This window comes from Agromyces sp. Soil535, assembly GCF_001428255.1.
GTDB lineage: Bacteria > Actinomycetota > Actinomycetes > Actinomycetales > Microbacteriaceae > Agromyces.
On sequence record NZ_LMRW01000023.1, the window covers coordinates 50,012 to 76,402 of the forward strand.

Below are 26,391 nucleotides of genomic sequence, written 5' to 3' on the forward strand. Positions count from 1 at the left end.
AATGCAGATGGATGACTCATCGAACGGACACTCCGATCGACAACTTCGCGAACTGGTCGCATCACTCTCCCTGAGTGAGAAGGCGTCGCTCTGCTCGGGCGCAGGAATGTGGCACACCGCCGCGATCGCGCGCATCGGCCTCGACGCGATCGCCATGTCCGACGGCCCCGCAGGGATCCGCGGTACTGCCACTGAGCTTGCCGAGGCGCGCCTCGCGAGCGACGACGAGCTGTCGATCTCCTTTCCCGCACCGAGCGCGCTCGCCGCAACCTGGGATTTGGAGCTCGCGGCCGCGTTCGGCCAGGCACTGGGAAGCGAAGCCGTGCGAGAAGGCGCGGACATCGTGCTCGCACCCGTTGTGAACCTTCAGCGCACACCCGTCGGCGGTCGCCACTTCGAGTGCTTCTCCGAGGACCCGCTGCTGACCGGTACTCTGGCGCAAGCTGTCGTGGACGGTATCCAGACCTGCGGAGTTTCGGCATGCGTGAAGCACCTTGTCGGCAATGAGGCCGAGACCCGACGCACGACAGCCATCTCACGCATCGACGAGCGCACCCTTCGGGAGGTGTACCTCGCGCCGTTCGAACTGGCGGTTCGAGACGCCGGCGCATGGTCGGTCATGGCCGCCTACAACCGTGTCGACACCCAGGGAGTCACCGAGAAGGCGGTCGCGCACCCCTGGCTGCTCGACGAGCTGCTCAGGCGCGAGTGGGGCTTCGACGGGGTAGTGGTCTCGGATTGGTCTGCCGCCACCGACACCGTGTCGACCGCACAGCACGGCCTCGACCTCGTGATGCCCGGGCCTGACTCGGTGTGGTCACATGGCCGGCTCGTCGAGGCTGTCGAACGCGGCCTCGTGGACGAGGGCGAACTTGACCGCAAGGTGCTGAACCTCCTCCGTCTCGCGAGCAGGGTCGGTGCCCTCGGAGGGGAGCGCCGGCGTCAGGTGCCGTTCGCGCGAGACGAAGCTCGTGCGCTCTCGAGGCAGATCGCGGCGCGCTCGTTCGTCGTGTTGCGCAATGAGGCCGACTCCATTCCGGTCGCGCGCCGACCGCGAACGGTGGCGCTGATCGGACCGAATGCGTTGGCGCCCTACGTGCAGGGCGGGGGATCGGCGAGCATCCCGCTCCGTCCCATCGAGAGCCTCGAGCACGCCCTCGAGCACCGGTGGCCGGGCGTGAGCGTCACGACGACGCTCGGCGCGTACTCGCGCAGGAACCCGCCGATGCTCGACCCGGGTCAGGTGCGAGACCCCGAGACCCGACAGCCGGGCGTGCGGGTCGACAGCCTCGACGCAGCGGGCGGACTGGTCGACTCGAAGGCCGCCGCCGACTGGCGCGGTGTCGTCCGAGGCCTATCGACGGAGGTGCACGATGTGCGCGTGCGGGCCGTCGTGCACCTGACCGAGCCGGGCGAGCACTGGCTCGGCGTTGCGGTCGTCGGGCGCCATCGGGTGTCGATCGACGGCATCGACGTCGCAACCTCCGATGTACGTGTGGGCGAGGAGGCCGTTCTCGACTCGAGCGCGAACAATCCGCGGGCTGTGGGTCGGTCCATCCTCATCGATGCGCCATGTGACGTGCTCATCGACGCGACGGTGCAGAATGTGGACGCCGGCGGTCTCGGCGTCTTCGCTCGGGCAGGCCTCCATCATCGCGAACCGGGCCCCTCCGCGGAGGCGCTCATCGCCGAAGCGGTCGAAAACGCGGAGGCGAGCGATCTCGCCATCCTCGTGGTCGGAACCAACGAGGACGTCGAATCCGAAGGCTGGGACCGCGCCGACCTGACCCTCCCGGGCGCCCAGAACCAACTCGTTGAAGCCGTGCTTGCCGCGCGTCCGGATGCCCTCGTCGTCGTGAACTCGGGCGCGCCGGTGGAACTGCCATGGCTTCACCGTGCATATGCAGTCGTTTGGGCCTGGCTGCCCGGTCAGGAGTTCGCCGGGGCACTCGCCGATGTGCTCGACGGAGACGTTGAACCATCCGGTCGGCTGCCGTGGACGCTCCCGGCTCGGCATCGTGATGCACCGGTGCCGAACGGATCGCCTGACGCAAACGATGTCGTCGAATACGCTGAGAGCATCGACATCGGGTACCGGGGCTGGCTTCGTGCGGGCACGCGGTCGGAGCTGCCGTTCGGCTACGGGCTTGGCTGGACGGACTGGCTCTACACTTCCGCCGAGGTCGGTGACTGGTCATCGAGCGGACTCGAGGTCTGGTGCCAGGTTGAGAACTTTGGTGCGCGTGCCGGCCGCGAGGTCGTGCAGATCTACATCGAATCGGATGGCTCGGAGCCGTTGCGGCCGGTGCGGTGGTTGGGCGGTTACGCGACCGTCGACGTGGACGCGAGCGAGGCACGGCGGGTACGCGTGCGGATCCCCAAGCGAGGATTCGAGGTGTGGGACTCGGAAACGGAGGGCTGGGTCATACCCGCTGGGGAGTATCGCCTCCTTGTCGGACGCGATCTCACCGACATCCGACAAGAACTCACGTGGAGGATCCGACACGGTGCGGCGCCGGCGCCGGCGCCGGCGCCGAAGGCGACGATGTCCTCGGAGTAGCATTCGCGGTATACCGGTTCCACCGGCAGTACTGCCGACCGCGTCGGGTTGGGAGATGCCGGCTTCGACGGTGGCGCCGACCTCGAAGAGGCTGTCGTTCAGCTGGGTGGTCGCCCAATCGGCGCCTTCCTCCGTCGTTCGCCTGCGATGACTGCTGTCGTTGGACTCGGGAGTCGGCGCTGAACCAGCCAACAAGACGCTCGCAGGTGGCACCCGGGTACCCGCGCCCGATTGCGCCGCCGGATCTCGATCGTCGTCGTGCTCATTGACACTTCCTCCACGTCACAGTCATGTGTTCTCAGAAGTCTTGGACGAACGATGTTGCTCGCAGGGCCCCTCCCCACAGGGCGACGCTGATTCGCTACCTTGGGTCTCATGATCAATGGGGGGCCAGGCGGCGGCCCGTGGCGGCGAGAGCCGCGCGCAGCGACGGTTCGCTCACTGCGCGCGCGGAATCGTTCGTCCGCGCTTACCTTCCTCATCGCAGCGGGGAACAGCACGAGGGCAGAAATCGCGGCAGCGTGCGGGCTCTCGATATCGTCGGCGACGAACATCGTGAGCGACCTGATCTCGGAAGGCCTCGTGGCCGAAACGGCACTGCTCGAATCACAAGGCGGGCGGAGGACCTCCCTTCTTGAGCCCGTTGGTGAAGGGGCGTACCTGCTCGGCGCCGATGTCGGAGAGCGAGGCGTGACGGTCGGCTTGTTCAACCTGAGGATGCGTCTCGTGGACAAAGAGTTCCGCGGAGGCACTGATGACGAGACGCCTGACCACATTGCGCGGGACTTGAGCAACGCGATCGCTGAACTCGAACGACGTAATCCATCGAGTTGGCCGAAGGTTGCGGGCATCGGCCTTGGGCTGCCCGGCATAGTCGAGACCGATTTCGAGGGTAGGCAGACACTCTATGCGGAGAGCCTTGGCTGGCCTCCAGTCCCCGTGGCTTCCTTGCTCGATCAGGGGCTGCCGGTCCGGGCCGAGAACGGGGCAGCCACGCAGGCGAAGGCCGAGCAGTGGTTCGGGGTCGCCCGCGGGTCGAGCACTGCCGTCGTTGCCATGCTCGGCCGCGGGGTAGGGCTTGGGGTGATTACGAACGGAGAGCTCTACTGCGGCGCATCAGGAAGTGCAGCGGAGTGGGGTCACCTTTCGATCGACCCGCAAGGGCCGATCTGCCGATGTGGGCGCAGAGGCTGTCTCGAAGCGTTCCTCGGGTCGCAAGCGCTGTTGGAGGAGTGGAAGGGACGCGGTGGCACCCTGCCGAGCGATGAGCGGATCGCGATTCGTGCGCTCTTCGACACAGGCGACGCGGGTGATTCGGACGCGAATGCGCTGATCGAGCGTGCAACCTCGTTGCTTGGCACTGCGCTCGGCGGACTTGTGAACCTCTACAATCCACAGGGCGTCATCGTCGGTGGTTGGGTCGGGACGCTCTTCATGGAACGCCGGAGGACGGAGATCGAGTCAGCTATGAGGGTCGCGGCGTTGGAACGTCCGGGAAGCCAGACCGACCTCTACGTTGGCAGTGTTGGCGAGAATAGCGTCACGTTGGGCGCAGCCATTCTCCCACTCGAAGATCTCGTGTGCTCCCGCCGGCCGAGCAACTCAATCGCGTCAGCTTTCGTGCGCCGCAACCTCGAGGGGACTCCTGATCGCCGCACCCACGGGCAGGGCTTGGGGTTCGCCGAACCGGCGACACGCTGAGCGTCTGCGAATCCGATACACATACGGGAGACGGCCTGACCATACCTGCGCAGCGACCCATGACGACCGCTCCCCGCGGACCCGGATCCTCGCTCCGGCTGACATCCATGCTCTCTGCGAGTTCAGTGCTCTCCACCGCCCCATGAAATCGTGCTCAGCGAGCCCGCCGGGAGCTCGACATTCACGTTGTGCTGACCATCTCCGACCTGTACCGGATAGTCGGAACTCGTCGGATTCCAGACGATGAGCACAATCACCCCGTTCGGGTCACGAAACGCAACATGAGAGAGCTCTTCGGTCCCGAAGGAATCGACCCGCCGGGATCCGCTCGGGACGAACCGTGCAGCGTGACCGAGTAATGCATACTCGGCGTTCCGACTGATCTCACCGCTCGTCGAGATCGTGACGACGCCCGAGCATGTCTCACAACCGCCGCGGTGGGGGCCGCCGAACTCGTCGAGCGCAAGGTTCCAGGTGAGCACCGCGGACGCGTGATTGCGAAGTGGGTTGATCAACAGATTCGTCGCCTGCCAGGAGAGAGTGTCGACGAACACCTTCTCCTGCGAATCCCCGTGGGTACCGGACCCCGAGCACTCTGTGACCAGGATGGTCTTCTCTGGGAACTGTTCCCTCAGTTGCGACTGGCGATCCGCATTTCCGTAATAGCAGTGGAAGGCAGTGCCTGCGATCCATCGGGCAGCATCTGTCCGCAGAAGATCTGCCGGATATTCGTATGCGGGATCTTCACTTGGGGGCGTTGTCGCAGCGTCGGCTGGGTTGAGTTCCCAATTGTGATCGAAACCGAGTATCGCAGTCCGCAAGCCTGACTGTGCCAGGCCGGGACCTAGCTTCTCGATGAGCTTCGCAGCTTGCCAAACGGGCATGTCAGTGCCTGGATATCCATCGGGATTCCGCAACTGGGGCTCGTTTTGGACGGTGAGAAAGTCGATGTCAAGGCCAGCTCGAGCATATTCCTCGATGAACCTGATCAGGTAGGCGGAGTAGGTCTCATATGCCCGGTCCTCGTCGAGTAGCCGCCCGCCCTCGAGGCTCCCATTCGTCTTGAGCCACGCCGGTGGACTCCACGGGGAGGCGATGATCCGTACTCGCGGACTTATGGCGCTGATCTCTTGGAGAACGGGGATCATGGCGGCTCGATCAGTTCCGATATCGAAGTGCTCCAGATCCCAATCCGTCTCTCCCGCGGGCAGATCATCGAAGGTGAACGCATCGGTCGGAGTGAAGTCGGAGGCTCCGATAGGGATCCGAATCATCGAGAGTCGCATAGGACCGTCGGGGGCGAACAGTTCCTCAAGAAGGCTCGCTCGAGTCGTCGGCGCCATTGCGGAGATCAATTGGGCGGACGAGTGTGTCACGGCCGCCCCGAACCCATAGATTTCCTGGCTCTTCGCGTCGACGTCCACGAAGATGTCCGGGTTGCCTCCATCCGTGATTTCGCGGGCCTCGGTAGCGAGCGACGCCATCGGTGTGCGTTCGCCGGTGGACGTTGTCACGGCCTCCGCAGGGGCACTCGGGCGGTTCGACTCGGGTGAAGCGATGGTGTCGCGGCCGTACACGCCGGTCATGATGCCTACGGTCACAAGAACCACTGCGACGACACCCATCGCGAGACCAAGGCGGCCCCACTCGCGTCCTGATCTGGATGTCAATTCGCCTCCGAACGAATGTCTCTCGGATCCGCACGTTGACGCCCGGCGGAAGGCGCCGGACGCCAACGTGCGTTGGTCCGGCTCAGCCGGCTTGGACCTTCAGCGCGAACGACTGTGCCGCGCTGCCGGAATCACATGGCTGTTGGACTACGGCTGCGCCATTGTCCTTCGACCCGCCGTCGACCGCGACGCACAGCCCACTATGCCGCGCCACCAACTGGTAGTTGCCATCGTCGAGACGGACGAACTCAAACTGCTGGTCCTGGCCCTTGGCCCATTCCCAGAGCTGGAGCGGCGCACCCGGACTCGTCGCACCTCCGGCAACGGTGAGCGCGAGCCCCGCGTTCATGTTCGTGATGCGATACCAGTCGCCGCTGACCTTGGTCAGCTGCCACTCTGCGTTCGCCTGAGGAGCCGGGCATGCCCACTGCTGGACAGGCGTACCGTTGGTCGTGCCCTTGTCCTTTGCGTCCAGGCAGGCGCCTGATCCCTCGTTCACGACCGTGTAGATCGCCTGCGCGGAGATACCGGATTGCCCTTCACGATCGGAAGACTTCACCTTCGCAGTGTCGCTGAGGCGGATATCTCCGGCGGACGATCCAACCAGCACGTCGACGTTGCCGCTCGGCGTGACCCAGGAGTCCACGAACGAGTCCCAGTATGAGAAGGACTGGCGATCCAGCTCGATAGTGACCTCCTGGGACTCCCCGCTGTCCAACGACACCCTGTCGAAACCGGCGAGTTGCAGCGGAGCAGTGTTCACGGCACTGGTCGGCAGTTCGCCGACATAAACCTGAGGCGACTCCGACCCGGCACGATCACCGGTGTTGGTCACCGTGAATGTTGCCGTGATTCGAGCGTTGCCTTTCGACTTCACCGCAAGGTCGGAGTACTCGAACGACGTGTACGAAAGGCCGTGGCCGAACGGGTAGTTCGGCTCGATGCCGAATTCCTCGTAGCCCCGGTACCCGACGAAGACTCCCTCCGTGTAGAAGGAATCGAGTCCGATGCCAGGATACTGTTCCGGGGTGTTGATCGGGGTCTGGCTTTCCGACACGGGGAACGTCACGGGCAGCTTGCCGGACGGAGACACCTCTCCGAAGAGGATGTTCGCGATCGCCGCTCCTTGATTCTGGCCGCCATACCATGCCTCGAGGATTGCCGGTACTCCGTCGCCCCAGGCTTCTGTCGTGACTGGGCCACCGGTAGTCAGGACGACGATCGTGTTGGGATTCGCGGCCTTGACGGCGTTGATGAGGGCTTCCTGTACAGTCGGCAGGCCGAGGTCCGGCTTGTCGCCGCCCTCAGTTCCGTAGTCACGGACCACGACGACAGCGACGTCCGACTCGGCGGCAAGCGCTGCAGCTTCCTGAGCCTTCGGATCAACGACTCCGTCAGGCTTGGTCCAGCCGAGCTTCAGCTGGGGACCGAGCTCGGTGCGCGCCTGACCGCTCGTCGTGTAGTCGGCGTGAACTGCATACTCCTGGCCTCCCACGAGGTCAAGTGAGACAGACTCGCTCGTCTGCTGGTCGGAGTCGACGTCGAGCACGACCTGCCCGTCAATCGCGACCGAGGCAGCGCCGAGCGCGAGCAGCTCGAGTTCGTACGTTCCGGAAACCGGAGGCGTCAGCGTGGAATCGTACGTCGCGCTCGAGATGCCGGCGCCGGGCAGCTTCGGCACGAGAGGCGACTGCGAGTTGAATCCCTCGAAGTAGAAGAACCCACCGTTGACCGTGATGTCCTGAAGCGTCTCCTGGGCAATCACCGCACCGTTGGAATCGAAGAACTGCGCGTCTGCACCAGCACTCCCGTCGCCTGCACGAAGGTAGTCGGACGGGATCGCCTCGAGGCCCGGAAGCAGCGAAGAGGACGTGACGAAGTCGGTGCCGCGGGCGTGCTCGACCGTCGCGTTCGGAAGCAGGTCCTGAATGCCCTGAAGGGGGCTGATCGTCGAGGTGGGAAGCACGAGTGAGCTACCACCACCCGCAGTAGCCTGATCGGCGTCCGCGCCGATGACGGCCACGGATGCGGTCGCCTCCGGATCGAGCGGCAGCGCCCCGTCGTTCTTGAGCAGCACCATCGACGCTTCCGCAATCTGCTGCGAGAGAATCGCATGGCCAGCTTCGTCGAAGCTCTGGACCACCACAGGGTCATCGAACAGCCCCAGACGGAACATCGAGGTCAAGATTCGAAGTACGGCGACATCGATCTCCGATTCCGCGACCTGTCCGCTCTCCACCGCCTGCTTCAAAGCGTTGAAGAGGCCGAAGCTCGGTTGCTCCTGGTCGAGTCCAGCTCGAAGGGCTTCTACGGTGCTGTGAGTTGCGCCGTAGTCACTCATGACCCAGCCCTCGAACTTCAGCTGTTCGCGCAGGATTCCAGTAAGGATTTCCGAGTTCTCACAGGCGAATACGTAGTTGACCTTGTTGAACGCACACATCGCCGAGGCGGGCGCGCTTTCGCGAATGCCGATGTCGAACGGGCGCGTGTAGATCTCCTGCAGCGCGCGCTCCCCGACCACCGAGTTGCCCCCGACAAGCCGGTCGTCCTCTTGGTTGTACGCATTGAAGTGCTTGATGTTGCCAGCCACCGAATGCGACTGGATCGCATTGAGCTGCGACGCGGCGACCCATCCCGAAAGGAGCGGATCCTCCCCGTAACCTTCGAACGCACGACCGGCCTGTCCCACTCGCGCGATGTCCACGGCCGTGCCAAGCGAAACGTTATGGCCCGTCTTGAAGGCTTCATCTCCGATCACGTTCCCGTACGTCGTCGCCGCTTCGAGGTCGAACGTTGCCGCGAGGGCGAGGGGCGCAGGCAGCGAGGTCGCCTGCTTGTCGTTCACGTTCGGGTTGGCAATCCTGACTCCCGCCGGACCGTCCGCCATCGTCAGGGCGGGGATGCCGAGCCGCTCGATGGGAGCGTTGTAGAACCCATAGAAGTTGTTCTGCTCGCCCTCGAGCATGTCGATCTTCTCATCGAGGGTCATCTGCGCGAGCAACGCAGCTGCCCGCTCCGCGGGTGAGGGGGGCGGCGCCGCCGCGGCCGACAGCGGGACGAAAAGTACGCCGAATGCCAAGGCGCCGGACGCGACTACCGCGACTACGGTCTTGGCCGATCTCCGTTGATCGATTTGCATTTCATTTCCCATCTAGGACTGGTCGGAATGCGCAGCGGCGAGCGAATCCCGCGGCTGGCAATGTTCGGGTCGCGTCATCGCAGAGCAGCGACCACTGCCACAACCCACTCGTTTCGTCTCGTCCCCTTTCAACTCGTTTCTGATGTCCTGCCGACCTGCCCAGATCAGAAGCTGAGCGACCGTCAGGTCTCGATGCGCTCCAGAACTTAGGGGGGTGTCTGAGAATCCGTCAAGGACATATGCGCCGCGTTTTACGCGGCCACCGCTCCACTCGGATGTGCATCGCTCAAGAATTGCTTCGCAATTGTTTAAGATGTGGCAGATCATCGATACTGTGATCGAGGAGGATGGTGGAAACAATCAGCGCCGTCACGATGAAGCCCGGCGAACGGTGCCTTGTTTGCCCCAGTGACAGCCGGCCAAGTCCCACGCGGCCGCGGCGTTGAATCCAGTCGGGCCCAACTCCGTGCCACCATCGCCGATGATCTCTATCGAACCAGGGCCCTGTTGGATCGGATCGGCCAGTTCAAGGGAGCACGCTCATGCAAGCCGCCGAAACCCCCGATCGGCCGCCAGAAGCCTCCAGCGCATCGGGAGGTCACCCCACTCATCTTCACGGTCTGGGTGAGGATGCTCGATGTCTCGAAGAAGCGAAACGCTACATCGAGGACAACATCGCGGACTGCGAGCTCGATCAGTCACGCATAGCAGCCCACCTCAATATCTCGACCCGGACGCTCAATCGCCTCTTCAAGGAACATGGCGAGACCGTGCGCTCATGGATACGCGCCAGGCGCCTCGATCGTGCACGCGAAGATCTGATCGACCCGGCGTTCTCCGGCTTCTCCGTCGGGGAGATCGGGGCGAGGTGGGGCCTGAGCGACCCCGCGCACTTCTGCAAGCTGTTCGCCCTGGCGTTCGGCAGGTCGCCGACCGAATACAGGGCCTTAGCTGGCGTCGAGTCCTGAGATGGCACATCTGCGCCGCCCTGGCGAGCGGCGGAAATCACTCCGCCCCTTGGTCTTCGGATCTCAGGGCGGCCGCCGCGGGCGTGCTTGATCAGACCGCCACGCCACGTCGCTGGTGGCGAACGCCCAGTGAACCGAAGACGGTGCCAACGGATGCGAACGTGCATGAGTTCCTCGACGCGGCCGCGACGGCGGCCCGCCGCTGTGAGGAAGTTCTGCGGCTCGCCCAGATCTTCGGCGACATCACTGGCACCGCTCCGGCCATGGGGTCGCCCAATGGTGGGATACGGCAGCTTCCGCTTCCGCTACATGTCGCGGGCCCACCCGCCACGCGCGAACTGGTGGTTGTAGACCGGATTCTCGCCTCGCACGGCGCAGTTGACGTTCCAGGGACTGAACGACCTGACGGAGGCCACCGCGTCCGCACCAGGCGCTGCCCGGCCGAATCACACCAACAAGCGTGGGAAGCGACACCGAAGGTCGAGCCGCCGCCCCCAGTGCCGCAGCCCGCGGCACCGTCGACTGAGGACGGCGTGCGGGTGACCCGCATCCGCGACAACGGCACCGTGTTCGCGCGCCGGACCCTGTTCCAGACCAGCCGAACGCTCGCCGGCGCGATCGCCTACCTCGTCGAGGAGGAGCACGCCCTGATGGTCTTCGACAGCCAGGGCACGCTCATCATCGAGCACCCCTGGCCGGAGCCCGGCACCAGGTACGTCGGCAGCGGCCGACCTCGAGGGCGACGCACCATGCACTGACTGTCACCGATGTCCTGACACATGAAGTGTCACCGATGTCCTGAKGCAGAACTGTCACCGATGTCYTGAGACGTTGATGCTTGTAGGGCCTCGTTTCGGCCTGACCCATCCTGAGACTGGCCTCGTGCCTTTGTAATGACTCGTCGGCTGGAACGGGGTGCTTTTTGAGGGAGCCGACCAGGCGGACATGACCTCATAGGAGCCTGGGTAGAGGCCCCCGTCAACGTCTTGTCTGCCCGCCCGGTCGGTTGCCGATCCGATTCGAGGAGGGGCACGACCATCATGACAACACTCGTCGGGGAAGTCATTGCGGGCGTCGACACGCACGCCGACACCCACCATGCCGCGGTGATCGACACCAACGGCAAACACCTTGGCGACATGCAGTTCCCGACCACCCACGGCGGGTACGCGGCGCTGCTCGGGTTCATTGCTTCGTTCGGGGCCGTGGTCCGCATCGGCATCGAAGGGACGGGCTCCTACGGGGCTGGCCTGTCCCGGTATCTGCGGGATGCCGGCCTCGAGGTCGTCGAGGTCATCCGCCCCAACCGGCAGGTCCGCCGGATGCGAGGCAAGTCCGACCCGATCGATGCGTACGCTGCTGCGGCGACTGCATTGGCCGAGTCACAGCATCCGGTTCCGAAATCTGCCGATGGGCCGGTCGAGGCGATCCGTTACYTACTGGTGACCCGCCGCAGCGCGGTCAAGGCGCGCACCGCGGCACAAATTCAAATCAAGACCCTGCTCGTCACTGCGCCCGAACCGTTGCGGCAACGATTCCGCGGCGCGACCGACAAGTCCCTGATCCATGGACTGGCCCGGTTGCGGCCGAGTTCCGCCGACCCCATCGTCGCAGCGCTGAAGTCGCTCGCGCGCCGCCACCAGCAGCTCTCAGCCGAAGTTGCCGAGCTCGAGAGCATGCTCGCTCCACTGGTTGTTGAGACGAACCCGGCGCTGGCCGCGGCAAAGGGCATCGGCCCGGTCACCGCCGCACAGCTTCTCGTGACTGCCGGCGACAACCCGGAGCGGCTGCACAGCGAGGCCGCGTTTGCTGCGCTCTGCGGGGCTGCACCGATCCCGGCATCCAGTGGCAAGACCACCCGGCACCGCCTGAACCGCGGCGGCGACCGTCAGGCCAACGCCGCCCTGCACCGCATCGCTCTGGTCCGAATGGCGCACGAGCAGCGCACCCGCGACTACGTCGCGAAGAAGCGCAGCGAAGGGCGAGGAAACAAGGAGATCCTGCGGTGTCTCAAGCGCGCGATCGCCCGCGACGTCTTCAACCTGCTCACCAACCCAGTCGATGTTCCACGAACCGACGACCTGCGAGGCCTGCGCCAGGAACGAGGCATCAGCCAGACCACGGCCGCACACGCGCTCGGGCTCTGGCCCGGCCGGATCTCCGACCTCGAGCTCGGCCGCCGCCGCGACGACGACCTCGCAAACGCATACCGACGGTGGCTCCACACGGCTTGACAGCCAATAGGAGCGTCATCACATNCCGACCTCGAGCTCGGCCGCCGCCGCGACGACGACCTCGCAAACGCATACCGACGGTGGCTCCACACGGCTTGACAGCCAATAGGAGCGTCATCACATCCCACTTCGATGACTTGATCCGCGCACGTTTATTCAACACTTTTGATCCAAGATCACCCGAGATCGCTCGAGCTGAGCGCATAGGATCGAAGAACTGAAAGCCATTGTCGGGCAAGGAATTCCTGATCAACTCGAGATCGGTCGAGGGTTCCGCTGGTTGGGCGAGACGAAGGATCCGAGGCGAGGAGATCCATCGGTCACGGGTTCAAGTCCCGTCCGCCCTACGGAAACCTGCCTCTGATCAGGGTGTTCGCCGTCAGGGCCATGTCCGATTCCCTGCACGCATATTCGTTTTCTGCCGTGATTTTGAAGGTATTCGGCGGGCTTGGAGTGACCTCGGGTCGGCTGCGAGATCGAGCCCTTCGCGCCGACCGGGCGGCACGAGTCCCTGATGCGGCACCGAGCCAGACTGGATTAATATTCCGCGTGTCGCGGCCATGTGAGATGGCAATCGGGGCCTGGCCCTTGAAAATCGTCTCGTAGAAGGTCCGCCAAACGATCCTTCAGCGGGTCGAATTGCCCAGGGCCTTACTTCTGGCGCGGTCGCCGCCATACGACAAGAGCGCCGAGCCACATGATGATCAGGCCACCGGCGATTCCGAACCCGATCACGTTGAGGTCCAAGCTGGCTGCTAGCTGCCACACGCCGCCGTCGAGACCGAGTTCATGGCCGAACATCGCGACAAGCTCGGTGGTTCCGACTGCGACGGCAACGATGACGGAGATCGCGGTGATGGCCAGGTTGTACCGAAGCTTGCGTGCGCCGTCGGCGAACGCCCAACCGTACGCGTAGCGCATCACCAGTCCGTCGGCGGTGTCCAGGAGGGACATGCCCGCGGCAAAGAGGAGCGGTAACGCTAGCAGGGTGTACCACGCGACACCGGATGCGGTGCTGGTTCCTGCAAGGACCAGCAAGCCCACCTCGGTTGCCGTGTCGAATCCGAAGCCGAAGAGCACACCGAGCGGATACATCTGCCAGGGTGCGCGGATCGCTTGCATCACCGGTGCGAAGAGACGGGTTAGGGGGCCGCGGCTCGTCGCGTGCTCTTCCACCTGAGTCATCGTCATCTCACCGGAGCGCACGTGCCGATATGTTCGCCACGTCGATGCCAGCAGGACGACGTTGATTGCCGCAATGATTTCCAGGAACAGGCCCGACACGGTCGTGCCCACGGTGCCGGTGACCTGGTGTAGCGCGGAGTTGTCGTCTCGGAGCGGACCGGCCAAAGCACCCACGCCGAGCGCGAGAAGCACCACGAACGCCAGCACGACCGTGGAATGGCCTAGGGAGAACCAGAACCCCACCGACACGGGCTTCTTGCCGTCATTGAGCAGCTTCCGGGTGGTGTTGTCGATCGCCGCTATATGGTCGGCGTCGAACGCGTGCCGTAGGCCCAGGACGTAGGCGGTGAGCCCCACCCCGACACTGAGGGACGCGCTGGCACCCGCTTCTCGCCCACCTTGTGCCAGAAGGAGACTGAACCCCGCGAGATGGAGGGCCAGAATGGCCCCAACCATCCCCACGAGAGAGAGGCCGGTTCCGTGGCGATGAGAACGCGTTGACGCGGCGGCGTTGCTGCTCGCCGTCGTCGACATCAGACGTAGCGCCTCCGCGCCCGTGGAAAGACGAGTCAATCGACTGCCCTGACCGAGTCAACCCCTCGAGGCGAGGACAGCCCTCCTGCCGTGATAGGCACGGCAATGGTCACGGGGGACCCCGCAGATGACTTGGCTCTTTCCGACCACGTCGCCCAGACGTGATCCATTGGCGACTCGTGCGTGAGGTTGCCTAAGTGTCTTGCCACGCCCCCGGGCTGGTCGAGCAGCATCGCACCAGGCTCGGGGTCGGGGCGAAATCCGACCGCGATGACCGCGTCCAGCACTCGCGCCGAGCCCAATATGCCTGGCTCAGGGAAGGATCCGTCGACGTCGAGGTCCTCGTTGAGCACGGGGCCGTCGGGATCCGTGATCGAGACGTGGGACTTGAGGCTCCCACCCGTCTCACCCTGCCGACCCAGCACGATGGTCTCCCGGATGACAGCGCATCCACCCTTATCAAGGTGAATCTGTATGCGGCGCTCGACGCGTGCGCCCTCGGCGACGACCAGCGGCAAGGCACGCCACAGGAGAGTTCCCCCAGATCTGACCCGCACATCGAGCGTCCATTGAGAAGCCGACCGCGGAGCGCGAAAGGCGACCATGCCGCCGACGTCTTCGAGTTCAAGGGTGCAGTCGGGCCCGACGTCCACCTCGACGTGAACGAGGTCGCCGCCGAGGAGGAGCATGCCGGCAGCGCTGAGAGCAACGTGCGCGGTGCAGGAGGTCCGTCCCACAAGCCGCGGAGCCAGCGCGCCGACCACCAAGTCGACGTGCGCCCGGGGATGCCCGGCCCGCACCGCGATCCGCGTCGTCGTCATTTCCGAGTGTCGGAATGCGAGCGGACTTGATGTGGCGCACTCGAGTGGTGCTCGTCCCCGCTCTTCTCGTCGTGGGTGTGGACGAAGCCGCCTTCAGGGTGCTCTTCGTCGGCGTGGAAGTGTGGCGCCATCGGCCCGGGGTCCTGAGGCACGTGCGTGCCGCGTCGGTGGCTATCGAGAACGCTGAGCACCCAGGCGCGCAGCGCAGCGATGGACGCGACGTCCGAGCGGGACAGCGCCAGGACTGCCCGGCCGTCTCGCGCCGCAGACGCGTCCGCCACCATCTGCGGAACGTCGACCCCCACGTAGGGGGCAAGGTCGGTCTTGTTGACCACCAGCAGGTCGGCTCGGCCGATGCCCGGGCCGCCCTTGCGGGCCACGTCGCCGCCACCAGCGACATCGAGCACGAAGATCTGCGCGTCGACCAGCGCCGGTGAGAACGTCGCGGTGAGGTTGTCGCCACCGGACTCGATGAGCACGACATCGAGGGGGGCGAAGTCACGCTCGAGGTCTTCGGCGGCGAGCAGATTCGTGGTGATGTCATCGCGGATCGCGGTGTGCGGGCACGCGCCGGTCTCGACGGCACGGATGCGCTCCGGCTCGAGAACGCCGGCGGAGCGGAGGAATCGAGCGTCTTCGTCGGTGTAGATGTCATTGGTAATGACGCCGAGTCTGAGCTCGTCGGCGAGGGAGCGGCACACGGTAGCGATGAGCGAGGACTTGCCGGTTCCCACGGGTCCGGCGACGCCGAGTCGAAGAGCGCGGTTCGCGGCGGTGATGTCAGGCACGGAAGAGTCTCCTGGTGGTCAGGGCATGGGCTTCCGACCATGCCTCGCTTTGCGGCGCACTCGCCGCGGGGATCTGGTGGGCAGATGTGATGCTCGACACTGCGGCGACGTGCGGCTCGATCGATGAGCAGGCTTCGAGCACCATCGCGACACCGTGCGCGGGATCGCCGGGTTCGAGCTTGAGGAGCGCGGCCACGGCGCATGCCATGTCGTCGTAGACCGTGAGCCGGACCAGGCTCTCGGCATCGATTCCCGCGTGTGCGGCGATCGCACCGAGCACGAGCGGCCGCGGCGGGGACTCGTCGAGGTCGTCGAGCGAGGATCGCACTTCGGGCCAGATCCGCCCGGCAAGCCGAAGAAGGCCGCGTCCGAGATACTTCGAGGCATCACGGATCGCGCGGCTCGGCGTGCGCGCAGCCCATGCCCGCTCGATCGATGCCATCGGGATGCAGTCGAGCGCCGCGTGCCGGGCGAGCACCGCGGTGCCGGCATCCACCATGCCCGTCGTCCGCGCTCTGGCACGCAGGAATGCGGGCACGTCCGCGACCGGCATCCCCGCCAGCAGCGCCGGCTCCACCCCCGACGACTGCGCATGACCGCCGCTAGGGAGGCGCGCATCCGCCAGCAGCAGGCTGATCGTGTGCGGTGACGGCTGCATCAGAAGAGGTTGTACAGCTGGGCGAGGGGGAGGGATGCCGCGGGCGCCGGTTCAACGTCTTCGCCGTCGATCGCGATCTCGAACGTGTCGGGACGAATGCGGATCGCCGGCCGAACGTCGTTGTTCTTCATGTCGGCCTTGCCGATATGACGCGTGGGCTCGACCGCGGCCAGTCGACGACGCAGGCCGAGCGTCTCGGCGAGGCCGGCATCGAGCGCCGCAGGCGAGACGTAGGTCACCGACAGGTCTGCCCCGATCGTGTCACCGAAGGACGGTCGCATCATCACGGGCTGGGGCGTCGGGATGGAGGCGTTCGGGTCGCCGAGCGCCGCCCACGCGATCGCGCCGCCCTTGATGACAACGGCAGGCCGGACACCGAAGAACTTCGGGTCCCACACAACGAGGTCAGCCAGCCTGCCGACCTCGATCGACCCCACGTCGTACGCGATCCCGTGAGCGATCGCGGGGTTGATCGTGTATTTCGCCACATAACGACGCGCGCGCTCGTTGTCTGCCGGCATCCCGCCGCCCAACGGGCCGCGACGGTGTTTCATGACGTGCGCGACCTGCCAGGTGCGCGTGACCACTTCGCCGATCCGGCCCATCGCCTGCGCGTCGGACGAGGTCACCGACAGGGCTCCGATGTCGTGAAGGATGTCTTCCGCGGCGATCGTGGTGGCACGGATGCGCGACTCGGCGAACGCGAGGTCCTCCGGCACCGCCGGGTTGAGGTGATGGCAGACCATCAGCATGTCGAGGTGCTCGGCGACCGTGTTGACGGTGTGAGGGAGCGTCGGGTTCGTGGAACCGGGGATCACGTTGGACAGCCCTGCGATCGAGAGGATGTCGGGGGCGTGACCGCCGCCGGCGCCTTCGACGTGGAACGCGTGGATCGATCGGCCGCCCATCGCCGCGATCGTGGACTCGACGAATCCCGCCTCGTTCAGCGAGTCCGAGTGCAGCGCGACCTGCAGTCCCCAGTCCTCGGCCGCACGCAATGACGCGTCGATCGCGGCGGGGGAGGAGCCCCAGTCCTCGTGCACCTTGTAGCCAGCGGCGCCACCGAGAGCCTGCTCCTTCAGTGCGGCCATCGACACCGTATTGCCCTTGCCGAGCAGCAGGACGTTGATGGGCAGGGGATCGAGCGCACGGTGCATGGCTGACAGATGCCACGCCCCCGGGGTGACCGTCGTCGCCTTGGACCCCTCCGAGGGCCCCGTGCCGCCGCCCACGATCGTCGTGATCCCGGTGGCGAGGGCCTCGTGGATCTGCGAGGGCGAGAGCAGATGGACGTGCGAGTCGATGGCGCCTGCGGTGACGATGCGTCCCTCACCGGAGATGACATCCGTGGACGGCCCGATGATCATGTCGATGCCGTCGCTGATGTCGGGATTGCCCGCATGCCCGATCCCGACGATGCGACCATCTCGGATGCCGATATCGGCGCGGATGATGCCCCACCAGTCCAGGATGATCGCGTTCGTGATGACCGTGTCGAGGGCGCCGTCCGCTCGCGTCGTCGTCGCCTGCGCCATGGACTCGCGGATCGACTTGCCGCCGCCGAAGACGGCCTCCTCGCCGCCGACGGTGAGGTCGCGCTCGATCTGGATCCACAGGTCGGTGTCGCCCAGCCGCACCTCGTCTCCTACCGTCGGCCCGTAGATCGCTGCGTACCGTGATCGGTCAAGCCAGACCATGGAGCAGCTCCTGTCCGTCGGTCTTGATCTGGATGCCCGGAACCCGGCGCGCCCCGCGCAGTGCCACGGCGTCAAGCGCCCGCGACGCGCCCGGCTCGAAGCGCTGCGACGTCCCGGAGGGGATGTCGAGGCGGAATCCGTGTGCGAGGGCACGGTCGAACTCGAGGGCTCCGTTCACGTCAGGGAGGTGGATGTGAGAACCGATCTGGATCGGGCGATCACCCGTGTTCACGAACACGAGCCGGATGCGCTCGGCCTCGCTGCGATCGGCGTTGAGCTCGATGCGCCCCGGTTGGATTTGGTAGGCGCCAGGGCCATGCGAGGAAGCGGATGTCACGGCGACTCCTCAGTCGATCGGGTGGTGGACGGTGATGAGCTTGCGACCATCCGGGAACGTCGCCTCGACCTGAACGTCGGCGAGCATTTCAGGAACGCCCGGCATCACCTGATCACGCTTGAGCACGGCGCGGCCCTCCTGCATCAGCTCGGCGACGCCATGTCCTTCTCTGGCCCGTTCGATGACCCAGGACGACAGCAGAGCGACAGTCTCGGGGTGGTTGAGCAGGATGCCCCGCTCGAGCCGGTCGCGCGCGACCATCGCAGCGACCGACAGCAGGAGCTTCTCGGTTTCGGCGGGAGTGAAGTGCATTCGGGCCTCCGGCGGGTGATGTCAGAAGTGTGCCATATCGAGCCCATTCGCCGGAGGTCCTCGCCCGCCTGATCCCCCGCATTCGATCATGAAAGCCCGGAATTACGCCGCTTGTGCCTTGAAGCCCGGCTGATGGTTAACAGAATCGGAACAATCGAGAAATGTCAGAGTAATGCCACGGTCCCATGCTGGCACTACCGCAGCAGTCGGCGATCACCTTCCGCCGATCCATACCGGCATGCGAGGCCCGGCACCATCCGACATCGAGACGCACGCACCACCGGCCCACCCCCTGCGCCACGCCCTGATTCACCGATCAGCCCGTTCCGTCACTCCCTCGGCACGCCCTCCTTCGGCGTCCCCCGGAATGGTGCCGGGGCGACGGCGTCATTCGGCGTGCCTGCAGGACGCAGCACCCAACCCGAGAACGCATCACCCTGCATCACACAGAAACGGAGATCCACATGAAAGCGACACGAACTCGAAGGGCGCGCAGCCTGCTGGCCGTCCCCGCCCTCGCGGCGGCGGCGGCCCTCGTGCTCGCCGGCTGCGGTTCCCGCGCCGGCGACTCCGCGGAGCCGACCGAATCCGGCGCCGCGGCGTCCGAGAGCTGCATCGACACGTCCGGCGACACGATCAAGCTCGGCTTCCTCAACTCTCTGACCGGTGGCATGGCGATCTCGGAGCAGACCGTCTCCAATGTCCTGCACATGGCCGCGGACGAGATCAACGCCGACGGCGGCATCCTCGGCAAGCAGATCGAGTACGTCCAGGAAGACGGCGCCACCGACTGGCCGACCTTCGCGGAGAAGACGGAGAAGCTGCTCACTCAGGACTGCGTCGCCGCGATCTTCGGCGGCTGGACCTCGTCGTCCCGCAAGGCGGTCAAGCCGGTCGTCGAAGAGAACAAGGGCCTGTTCTTCTACCCAGTGCAGTACGAGGGCCTCGAGTCGTCGCCGAACATCTACTACACCGGTGCGACCACGAATCAGCAGATCATCCCCGCGATGGACTACCTCGCCGCGCAGGGCGTGAAGACGCTGTTCCTGGCGGGCTCCGACTACGTGTTCCCGCGCACCGCGAACGCGATCATCAAGCTGTACGCCGCCGAACTCGGGATCGAGATCGTCGGCGAGGAGTACGTGCCCCTCGACAAGGATGACTGGACCACTCAGGTGTCGAAGATCGTCGCGGCGGACCCGGACTTCGTCTTCAACACGATCAACGGCTCGTCGAACGTCGGCTTCATCAAGGCGTACTACGACGCCGGTCTCACCCCGGAGACGACGCCGATCATCTCGGTGTCGATCGCCGAGGAGGAGGCGCCGGCCATGGGTCACGAGGTCACCGGCAACTACGCGTCGTGGAACTACTTCCAGTCGCTCGGGACCCCCAACAATCCGGGCTTCATCGAGCGCTGGCAGGCGTACCCCGACAGCAGCGGGGTGACCTCCGACCCGATGGAGGCCGCGTACATCTCGCTGTACCTCTACAAGGCTCTGGCCGAGGCGGCCGGTTCGTTCGACGTCGACGAGATCAATGCCGCCGCTGCGGAAGGCGGAATCACCGTCGACGCGCCGGAGGGCGTCGTCACGCTGGACGGCGAGAACCACCACATCTCCAAGCCGGGCAACATCGGCAGGATCAACGCCGACAACCAGTTCGACATCGTCTGGTCGTCCGACGGCTTTATCGATCCTGACCCGTACCTCGAGGGGTATGACTGGTTCCCCGCCGACGTCCGCGATGCTCTCGTAGCCGCCGCGGGCTGATCGCCTACTGGGCGTGGTGTCCCGTGCCCACCCGGGTACGGGACCCCACGCTCCAGAACCGCCTCCAGAACTCCTCACCGTACAGAGAGCGACAGCACGTGGATGCACTCATACCGCCGCTATTGAACGGCACCGCGCTGGGTGCGCTCCTGCTGCTCGCAGCGCTCGGGCTCACCCTCACCTTCGGTCAGATGGGGGTGATCAATATGGCCCACGGCGAGTTCATCATGGCCGGTGCCTTCATCGCGTACCTGACCCAGCTGGTCTTCACCTCCAGCAACATCTCGATCGTGCTGGCGCTACCGCTCGCCTTCCTGGGCGCAGGCCTCCTCGGCCTCCTTCTGGAGGTCGGCATCATCCAGTGGATGTACCGACGGCCACTGGATACCCTCCTCGTCACGGTCGGGGTGAGTCTGATCCTGCAGCAGATCGCGTTGCAGATCTTCCCCGCCCAGGGCGTTCCCGTGGAGAGCCCAGGCTGGCTGGATGGGCAGGTGGACATCCTCGGCTATGCGTGGCCGCTTCGCCAGGTGTTCACGATCGTGCTCGCAGCCCTCTGCCTGGCTGCCCTGGCGGCCTGGCTCAAGTACACGTCCTTCGGACGCCGGATCCGAGCGACAGTCCAGAACCGGGACCTGGCCGAGACCAGCGGTATCCCTACCCGCACTGTCGACCGCATCACCTTCTTCGTCGGATCCGGCCTGGCCGGGCTCGCCGGTGTCGCCGCATCCTTGATCGGCGGCACGAATTCTCAAATGGGCACGCAGTACATCATCCCGGCCTTCCTTGTTGTCGTCGCCGGCGGCGTGGGCCAGATCAAGGGCACCGTCATCGCCGCGTGGGCTCTCGGCATCGCGTTGTCGTTCTTCGCCGATTGGACGACCGGAAGCATGGCACAAGTGCTCGCCTTCGTGCTCGTGGTGATCTTCCTTCAGTTCCGCCCACAGGGCCTGTTCACGGTCCGCACCAGGGGGTTGACATGACAAGACTCAAACCGTGGCTTCCCCTCATCGGCATCGGGGTGTTCGCCGTTCTCCTGCTGGTCGTCGCCCCCGCGGTGCTCTCCATGCATTGGATCAACAACCTCGGAAAGTACTGCTGCTGGGCGATCGCGGCGGTGGGGATCGGACTGGCCTGGGGCCGAGGCGGAATGCTGGTCTTGGGTCAGGGTGTCTTCTTCGGGCTCGGTGCCTACGCCATGGCGATGCACCTCACGTTGGAGACCGCGGGGCCCGACAGCCTGCCGGTCTTTATGATCCTGTACGACCCGTCGGCGCCGCTTCCGGCTTTCTGGGAGCCGTTCCGCAGTGACGTGTTCACACTCGTGGCCATCGTGCTGCTCCCGGTGATCGTGGCGTCGATTCTCGGCTACGCGCTGTTCAAGCGTCGCGTCAAAGGGGCGTACTTCGCGATCCTGACTCAGGCGCTCGCTGTGGCGCTGGCCGTCCTGATCAGTTCGACGATCCGGGAGACCGGTGGCGACACGGGGCTCAGCGACTTCAAGTACTTCTTCGGATTCGTCCTGGACGACGACGCGAACAAGATCATGGTCTTCATGATCGCCGCCGCGCTGCTCATCGTGTGCCTTCTGGTGGTGTGGCAGCTCAACCGCAGCCGTTTCGGCGAACTGCTGATCGCCACGCGGGATGCGGAGGAGCGCGTTCGGTTTCTCGGCTACGACCCCGCCAACATCAAGCTGGTCGCCTTCGTGGTCGCCGCCGTGATGGCCAGCATCGCGGGGGCCATGTTCGTCCCCATCGTCGGCATCATCACGCCGGCGGAGATCGGCGCCTCCGCCTCGATCCTGATGATCGCCGGTGTGGCGCTGGGTGGGCGCGCGTCGCTGTTCGGTCCGGCTCTCGGGGCGATGGCGATTGGATGGGGTCAGTCGAGCCTGGGTTCCAGCTGGCCCAGTGGGTGGATCTACATCCTGGGCCTCGTCTTCATCCTGGTGACCCTCTTCCTACCGATGGGATTGTCCTCGCTGTTGGGCAGAGCGAAAAGCTTGGGGTGGCGCTCACGCGCAACGCCAACCGCGCCCGCCACCGCCTCGGCACCTGTGCTCGATGAGGTGAAGAAGTGACCATGACTGGTTCGCTCGTCGTCACCGATCTGCGCGTCGAGTTCGATGGATTCGTCGCCGTCGGCGGCGTCTCCTTCGACGCCCACCCCGGCGAGGTCCGATTCCTCATCGGCCCCAACGGCGCCGGCAAAACGACGTGCATCGACGCCGTCACCGGCTTGTCCAAGGGCTCCGGATCGGTGAAGCTCGGCGACCAGGAGCTGCTGGGCAAGTCCGTCAACAAGATCGTCCGGCTCGGAGTCGGCCGAACCTTCCAGACCGCGAGCGTCTTCGAGCAGCTCTCGGTTCTGCAGAACCTCGACATCGCGGCAGGGCTCCACCGCTCTTCGCTCTCCCTGTTGCGTGCCCGACGCGGCGTCGATCCGGCGATCGAGCTGGCGCTGGAGGAGACGGGACTCAGCAAGGAGCGCGAGACGCCCGCAGGCATCCTGTCTCACGGCCAGAAGCAGTGGTTGGAGATCGGGATGATGCTCGTGCAGGAGCCCCGCGCTCTGCTGCTCGACGAACCCGTCGCCGGTATGAGCCAGGACGAGCGGACCGGCACAGGCGAGCTGCTGCAGCGCATCGCCCAGCGCCGCATCGTGCTGGTCGTCGAGCACGACATGGATTTCATGCGCCGTTACGCGTCGCGCGTCACGGTGCTGCACCAGGGCAAGGTGCTCTCGGAGGGCGCCGTCGCGCAGGTGCAGGCCGACCCCAAGGTGCAGGAGGTCTACCTCGGCACCGCCGGGGCCGCGACCACGACCGCCATGCTGGCCGTGGCCGACACGACGACCGCGGTAACGGATACCGCTACGCAAGGGGAGGGGGCCTGAAGTGCTCGAGTTGAACGATATCCAGGCCGGCTACGGACGCACGCTCGTGCTGCACGGCGTGACGCTGCCCGACTCCGACAAGGTGGTCGCCGTGCTCGGCCACAACGGCGCCGGAAAAACGACGCTGCTGCGCGTCGCGATCGGACTTATCAAGCCGCGCAGCGGCCATGTGATCTTCGACGGCGAGGACGTGACAGTGCTGCCACCCAACAAGCGCGTCGCGCGCGGCATGGCATACGTGCCGCAGGGCCAGCAGTCGTTCTCGCAGCTCACGACGATGGAGAACCTGCAGCTCGTCGCCGACGGCCGCAAGCGGGGCAAGTTGCTCATCGAGCAGCAGCTTTCGCGCTTCCCCGCCCTGGAGAAGTTCGCCACCCGCAAGGCCGGCCTGCTCTCGGGCGGCCAGCGTCAGCAGCTCGCGATCGCCCGGGCGCTCATCACCGAGCCGAAGATGCTCATCCTCGACGAGCCGACCGAGGGCATTCAGCCGACGATCGTCGCCGAGATCGAGCACACGGTGATGCAGCTCGCGAGCGAGGGCCTTTCCGTGCTGCTCGTCGAGCAGCACATCGGCTTCGCGCTGGAGGCCGCGGACAAGTACCTCGTGCTCGCGAGCGGCTTCGCGTCGAGCACCGGCGAAGGCGGAGCATCCGCGGCCGAAGGCGTGCGCGCGGCAATGGCGATCTAACTAGCGTCCGAGGATCGGAGGCATCAGAGGCAGCCCGAGCGGGAATGGGGGTCCAAAACGCTGTCTGCGCGCAATGTGTCGGAAACACAGTGCGGCGACAATGAGCCCAACGTGCGAGGCGCAGGGAGTGCGACGTGGCGAGGGCAGACAACGCGCGGGCAGCCGCCGAGGACAGCCTCGAGGACTATGCCTTCCGCTACGTTCCGCGGACGTTCCGGCGCTGGAGCGCCGGCTCGATCGGGGTCACCGCCCTCGGCTCGATCGCCTTCCTCGCCGATTTCTCGATCGGGGCCAGCGTCGGGATCGAGCACGGAACGAACAACGCCGTGCTCGGCATCCTGTTCGCGTCGGTCACCATCTTCATCGTCGGCCTGCCCATCGCGTATTACGCCGCTCGCTACAACCTCGATTTGGATCTGATCGCGCGCGGGTCGGGGTTCGGCTACTACGGCTCGTCGATCACGACCGTGATCTTCGCCGTGTTCACGTGTATCTTCTTCGCCCTCGAGGGGGCGATCATGGCGCAGGGGCTCCACATCGCGGTCGCTATCCCGCTCCCGATCGGCTACCTCATCTCCACCGTGGTGGTGATCCCGATCGTGATCTACGGGATGCGCGCGCTCGAGCGCCTGCAATTCTGGACCACACCGCTGTGGCTCGCGCTCGCTCTGCTGCCGCTGCTCTGGGTGATCGTGTCCGACCCCGATGCGGTGAGCGCGTTCGTCGCGTTCACGGGCGCGTCCGACGGCGCCGTCAGGTTCGAGGCGATCGTCGCGAGTGCCGCCGTCTGCTTCGCGCTGACGCCGCAGCTGGCCGAGCAGATCGACGTGATCCGGGCGATGCCGCCGCGCACGCGCTTGAATCGGCGGTCATGGTGGGCCTCGCTCTTGTTCGCGGGGCCCGGCTGGGTGCTCTTCAGCGGCATCAAGCAGGTCATCGGCGTCTTCCTCGCGGTCTACCTCATCACCCGCGTCGACCCGGATCTCGGCCAGCAGGCCGCCGAGCCGGTCCGCCAGTTCATCGCCCTCTACGAATCGATCATGCCGGAGTGGCTGGCGATCGGGTTGGCGCTCGTTCTCGTCGTCGTCGCCCAGGTCAAGATCAACGTCACTAACGCATACTCCGGGTCGCTGGCGTGGTCGAACGTGTACACCCGGCTCACCAAGACCTACCCGGGCAGATCGATCTTCATCTTCTTCAACCTCGCCATCGCGCTCGCGCTGATGTGGATGGACGTCTTCAGTCTCATCAGCTTCGTGCTCAGCCTCTACGCGAACGTCGTGATGGCGTGGCTGGTCACGATCGCCACCGATATTGCGATCAACAAGCATTTGCTGCACATGTCGCCGATCTACCCCGAGTTCCGTCGCGGCATGCTGCGCGATTGGAATCCGGTCGGCCTCGTGTCGGTCGGCCTGGCGTCGCTCCTGTCACTGGCGGCGTTCGGGGGCCTGTTCGGCGAAGGGCTGCGGCCGTTCTCGGTGCTGATCGCCATAGGCGTCGCGGTGATCACGACCCCGCTCATGGCAGTGGCCACGGGCGGCAGATATTACCTGCGACGCCAGACGGATGGCATCGCCTCGCCGATACTCGATGCCGACGGCAACCCGTCCGGGGACCGGCTGCGCTGCCATGTCACTGGTTACACATTCGAGCGTCCGGATATGCTGGCATCGGCGGAGCGCGGGGCTCATGGCGAGACGCAGTATGTGTCGTCACTGGCGCTGACGCTAGACGACTCGGATCATTATGTGCTGCCTGCCGAGCCGACGTCGCGGCGGGACCATCCGCCAGGGCGGACGGCCGAAGAGACCAGACGGCCGAAGGGAAGGGGCGGATGATGGCGGAGGGGGTGGATACTCCGACCGCGATCCTTGCCAACGCCGCCGCGGCTCTGCGCGAGAATCCGTTCGACGAGATCTCGTACCGCACCCTCGGCGACGCGGTCGGCGTGTCGGAGAGAACTGTCTACCGTCACTTCCCGACGAGATCGCATCTCCTGGAGGGCGTCGCGGGGTGGATCGAGTCCACCGAGTTCCCGTTGCCCCCTTTTGTCACGATCCTGCAGTTCCAGGAGGCGTCCCGCGCCCGGTTCCGCGCCTTCGATTCGTCGCCGGCGTTCGCCTTCGTGTGTGCGCGCGCGGCATCCATCTCACCTACCGGAGAATTGGAAGCCACTTTCTTCACACGCGCCCTGGTGGCGATGCTCGCGACGAATCACCCCTCGGTGAACGAACGCGATCTGCGCCGCGTGGCAGCCACGCTGCGCTATTTCGCGTCGGCCCAGTTCTGGGCTCGCATGCGGACGGGCTTCGAGATGAGCGCGCCGGAAATCTCGGATGTCTTCGATCGCACTGTCGTCCAGGCACTGAGTGGCCTTCCCACCCTGTCGCGGACATCGAGATGAATCGCTCCTCCTCGCGAGCGCG

21 protein-coding genes are annotated in these 26,391 nt (G+C 65.5%); 12 read left to right on the plus strand and 9 right to left on the minus strand.

Annotation, left to right across the window (positions count from 1 at the left end; genetic code table 11):
- Nucleotides 1-7 precede the first annotated feature (7 nt).
- Together ASG80_RS13315 and ASG80_RS13320 are read left to right on the plus strand one after the other, a co-directional pair.
- The gene (locus ASG80_RS13315) at nt 8-2,560 is read left to right on the plus strand and encodes a beta-glucosidase (protein WP_082590418.1); all 2,553 of its coding nucleotides are present in this window, start codon (nt 8-10) and stop codon (nt 2,558-2,560) included.
- A gap of 555 nt (nt 2,561-3,115) precedes the next feature.
- A complete protein-coding gene (locus ASG80_RS13320) occupies nt 3,116-4,261 on the plus strand; it encodes an ROK family protein (RefSeq protein WP_369816264.1) in 1,146 nt (381 codons plus the stop codon).
- A gap of 122 nt (nt 4,262-4,383) precedes the next feature.
- Here ASG80_RS13320 and ASG80_RS13325 read toward each other — a convergent pair whose 3' ends face one another.
- Together ASG80_RS13325 and ASG80_RS13330 are read right to left on the minus strand one after the other, a co-directional pair.
- On the minus strand, nt 4,384-5,847 hold the full coding sequence (locus tag ASG80_RS13325; RefSeq protein ID WP_162256632.1) for a glycoside hydrolase family 30 beta sandwich domain-containing protein: 1,464 nt from the start codon (nt 5,845-5,847) through the stop codon (nt 4,384-4,386).
- 166 nt (nt 5,848-6,013) lie between these two features.
- Nucleotides 6,014-9,082, minus strand: coding sequence for a glycoside hydrolase family 3 C-terminal domain-containing protein (locus tag ASG80_RS13330; RefSeq protein WP_156401844.1), 3,069 nt, complete (start codon nt 9,080-9,082; stop codon nt 6,014-6,016).
- 530 nt (nt 9,083-9,612) lie between these two features.
- Here ASG80_RS13330 and ASG80_RS23040 point away from each other — a divergent pair.
- The 3 genes from ASG80_RS23040 to ASG80_RS13345 all read left to right on the plus strand — a co-directional run bounded on the left by ASG80_RS23040 (nt 9,613) and on the right by ASG80_RS13345 (nt 12,272).
- On the plus strand, nt 9,613-10,038 hold the full coding sequence (locus ASG80_RS23040) for a helix-turn-helix domain-containing protein (RefSeq protein ID WP_082590332.1): 426 nt from the start codon (nt 9,613-9,615) through the stop codon (nt 10,036-10,038).
- A gap of 539 nt (nt 10,039-10,577) precedes the next feature.
- Nucleotides 10,578-10,796, plus strand: coding sequence for a hypothetical protein (locus ASG80_RS13340; RefSeq protein WP_156401845.1), 219 nt, complete (start codon nt 10,578-10,580; stop codon nt 10,794-10,796).
- Nucleotides 10,797-11,078: 282 nt separating this feature from the next.
- The gene (locus tag ASG80_RS13345) at nt 11,079-12,272 is read left to right on the plus strand and encodes an IS110 family transposase (RefSeq protein ID WP_056731494.1); all 1,194 of its coding nucleotides are present in this window, start codon (nt 11,079-11,081) and stop codon (nt 12,270-12,272) included.
- A gap of 651 nt (nt 12,273-12,923) precedes the next feature.
- Here ASG80_RS13345 and ASG80_RS13350 read toward each other — a convergent pair.
- The 7 genes from ASG80_RS13350 to ASG80_RS13380 form a co-directional block, all read right to left on the minus strand.
- Entirely contained in the window at nt 12,924-13,814 is an 891-nt protein-coding gene (locus ASG80_RS13350) for a HoxN/HupN/NixA family nickel/cobalt transporter (RefSeq protein ID WP_200952570.1), read from the minus strand.
- A 212-nt stretch (nt 13,815-14,026) separates the two neighbouring features.
- Nucleotides 14,027-14,812 carry an urease accessory protein UreD gene (locus ASG80_RS13355; RefSeq protein ID WP_164470563.1) on the minus strand — a complete coding sequence of 262 codons (786 nt, stop codon included), beginning with the start codon at nt 14,810-14,812 and terminating at the stop codon, nt 14,027-14,029.
- On the minus strand, nt 14,809-15,600 hold the full coding sequence (gene ureG / locus ASG80_RS13360; protein WP_056731498.1) for an urease accessory protein UreG: 792 nt from the start codon (nt 15,598-15,600) through the stop codon (nt 14,809-14,811). Before ureG ends, ASG80_RS13355 begins: the two co-directional genes overlap by 4 nt.
- Nucleotides 15,593-16,258, minus strand: coding sequence for an urease accessory protein UreF (locus tag ASG80_RS13365; RefSeq protein ID WP_056731500.1), 666 nt, complete (start codon nt 16,256-16,258; stop codon nt 15,593-15,595). The genes ureG and ASG80_RS13365 overlap by 8 nt, the downstream gene beginning before the upstream one ends.
- The gene (locus ASG80_RS13370) at nt 16,258-17,955 is read right to left on the minus strand and encodes an urease subunit alpha (protein WP_056731502.1); all 1,698 of its coding nucleotides are present in this window, start codon (nt 17,953-17,955) and stop codon (nt 16,258-16,260) included. The genes ASG80_RS13365 and ASG80_RS13370 overlap by 1 nt, the downstream gene beginning before the upstream one ends.
- Nucleotides 17,942-18,292, minus strand: a complete 351-nt coding sequence (gene ureB / locus ASG80_RS13375; protein ID WP_056731504.1) for an urease subunit beta — start codon at nt 18,290-18,292, stop codon at nt 17,942-17,944. The genes ASG80_RS13370 and ureB overlap by 14 nt, the downstream gene beginning before the upstream one ends.
- A 9-nt stretch (nt 18,293-18,301) precedes the next feature.
- Entirely contained in the window at nt 18,302-18,604 is a 303-nt protein-coding gene (locus tag ASG80_RS13380) for an urease subunit gamma (protein ID WP_056731506.1), read from the minus strand.
- A 464-nt stretch (nt 18,605-19,068) separates the two neighbouring features.
- On the opposite strand from ASG80_RS13380, the gene urtA reads away from it, so the two are divergent.
- The 7 genes from urtA to ASG80_RS13415 all read left to right on the plus strand — a co-directional run bounded on the left by urtA (nt 19,069) and on the right by ASG80_RS13415 (nt 26,369).
- Nucleotides 19,069-20,376: an urea ABC transporter substrate-binding protein gene (urtA, locus tag ASG80_RS13385; protein WP_056731508.1), complete on the plus strand. Its 1,308-nt coding sequence runs from the start codon at nt 19,069-19,071 to the stop codon at nt 20,374-20,376.
- Between the two features lie 98 nt (nt 20,377-20,474).
- The gene (urtB, locus tag ASG80_RS13390; RefSeq protein WP_056731510.1) at nt 20,475-21,359 is read left to right on the plus strand and encodes an urea ABC transporter permease subunit UrtB; all 885 of its coding nucleotides are present in this window, start codon (nt 20,475-20,477) and stop codon (nt 21,357-21,359) included.
- The gene (gene urtC / locus ASG80_RS13395) at nt 21,356-22,459 is read left to right on the plus strand and encodes an urea ABC transporter permease subunit UrtC (protein WP_056731512.1); all 1,104 of its coding nucleotides are present in this window, start codon (nt 21,356-21,358) and stop codon (nt 22,457-22,459) included. Before urtB ends, urtC begins: the two co-directional genes overlap by 4 nt.
- 2 nt (nt 22,460-22,461) lie before the next feature.
- Nucleotides 22,462-23,274 (plus strand): urea ABC transporter ATP-binding protein UrtD, encoded by an 813-nt coding sequence (urtD, locus tag ASG80_RS13400; protein WP_056731516.1) that lies wholly within the window; start codon nt 22,462-22,464, stop codon nt 23,272-23,274.
- A 1-nt stretch (nt 23,275) separates the two neighbouring features.
- Nucleotides 23,276-23,962, plus strand: coding sequence for an ATP-binding cassette domain-containing protein (locus ASG80_RS13405; RefSeq protein ID WP_056731518.1), 687 nt, complete (start codon nt 23,276-23,278; stop codon nt 23,960-23,962).
- Between the two features lie 134 nt (nt 23,963-24,096).
- Complete coding sequence (locus ASG80_RS13410; protein ID WP_056731520.1) at nt 24,097-25,803, plus strand: cytosine permease; 1,707 nt, start codon at nt 24,097-24,099, stop codon at nt 25,801-25,803.
- A complete protein-coding gene (locus ASG80_RS13415) occupies nt 25,803-26,369 on the plus strand; it encodes a TetR/AcrR family transcriptional regulator (protein ID WP_056732132.1) in 567 nt (188 codons plus the stop codon). Before ASG80_RS13410 ends, ASG80_RS13415 begins: the two co-directional genes overlap by 1 nt.
- Nucleotides 26,370-26,391: the final 22 nt, after the last annotated feature.

Coding starts and splice junctions, on each gene's coding strand:
- ASG80_RS13315 (WP_082590418.1), top strand. CDS start 8: ATGGATGACTCATCGAACGGACACTCCGATCGACAACTTCGCGAACTG.
- ASG80_RS13325 (WP_162256632.1), bottom strand. CDS start 5,847: ATGACCGGCGTGTACGGCCGCGACACCATCGCTTCACCCGAGTCGAAC.
- ASG80_RS13330 (WP_156401844.1), bottom strand. CDS start 9,082: ATGGGAAATGAAATGCAAATCGATCAACGGAGATCGGCCAAGACCGTA.
- ASG80_RS23040 (WP_082590332.1), top strand. CDS start 9,613: ATGCAAGCCGCCGAAACCCCCGATCGGCCGCCAGAAGCCTCCAGCGCA.
- ASG80_RS13355 (WP_164470563.1), bottom strand. CDS start 14,812: ATGACGACGACGCGGATCGCGGTGCGGGCCGGGCATCCCCGGGCGCAC.
- ASG80_RS13365 (WP_056731500.1), bottom strand. CDS start 16,258: ATGCAGCCGTCACCGCACACGATCAGCCTGCTGCTGGCGGATGCGCGC.
- ASG80_RS13370 (WP_056731502.1), bottom strand. CDS start 17,955: ATGGTCTGGCTTGACCGATCACGGTACGCAGCGATCTACGGGCCGACG.
- ASG80_RS13380 (WP_056731506.1), bottom strand. CDS start 18,604: ATGCACTTCACTCCCGCCGAAACCGAGAAGCTCCTGCTGTCGGTCGCT.
- urtA (WP_056731508.1), top strand. CDS start 19,069: ATGAAAGCGACACGAACTCGAAGGGCGCGCAGCCTGCTGGCCGTCCCC.
- urtC (WP_056731512.1), top strand. CDS start 21,356: ATGACAAGACTCAAACCGTGGCTTCCCCTCATCGGCATCGGGGTGTTC.
- urtD (WP_056731516.1), top strand. CDS start 22,462: ATGACTGGTTCGCTCGTCGTCACCGATCTGCGCGTCGAGTTCGATGGA.
- ASG80_RS13415 (WP_056732132.1), top strand. CDS start 25,803: ATGGCGGAGGGGGTGGATACTCCGACCGCGATCCTTGCCAACGCCGCC.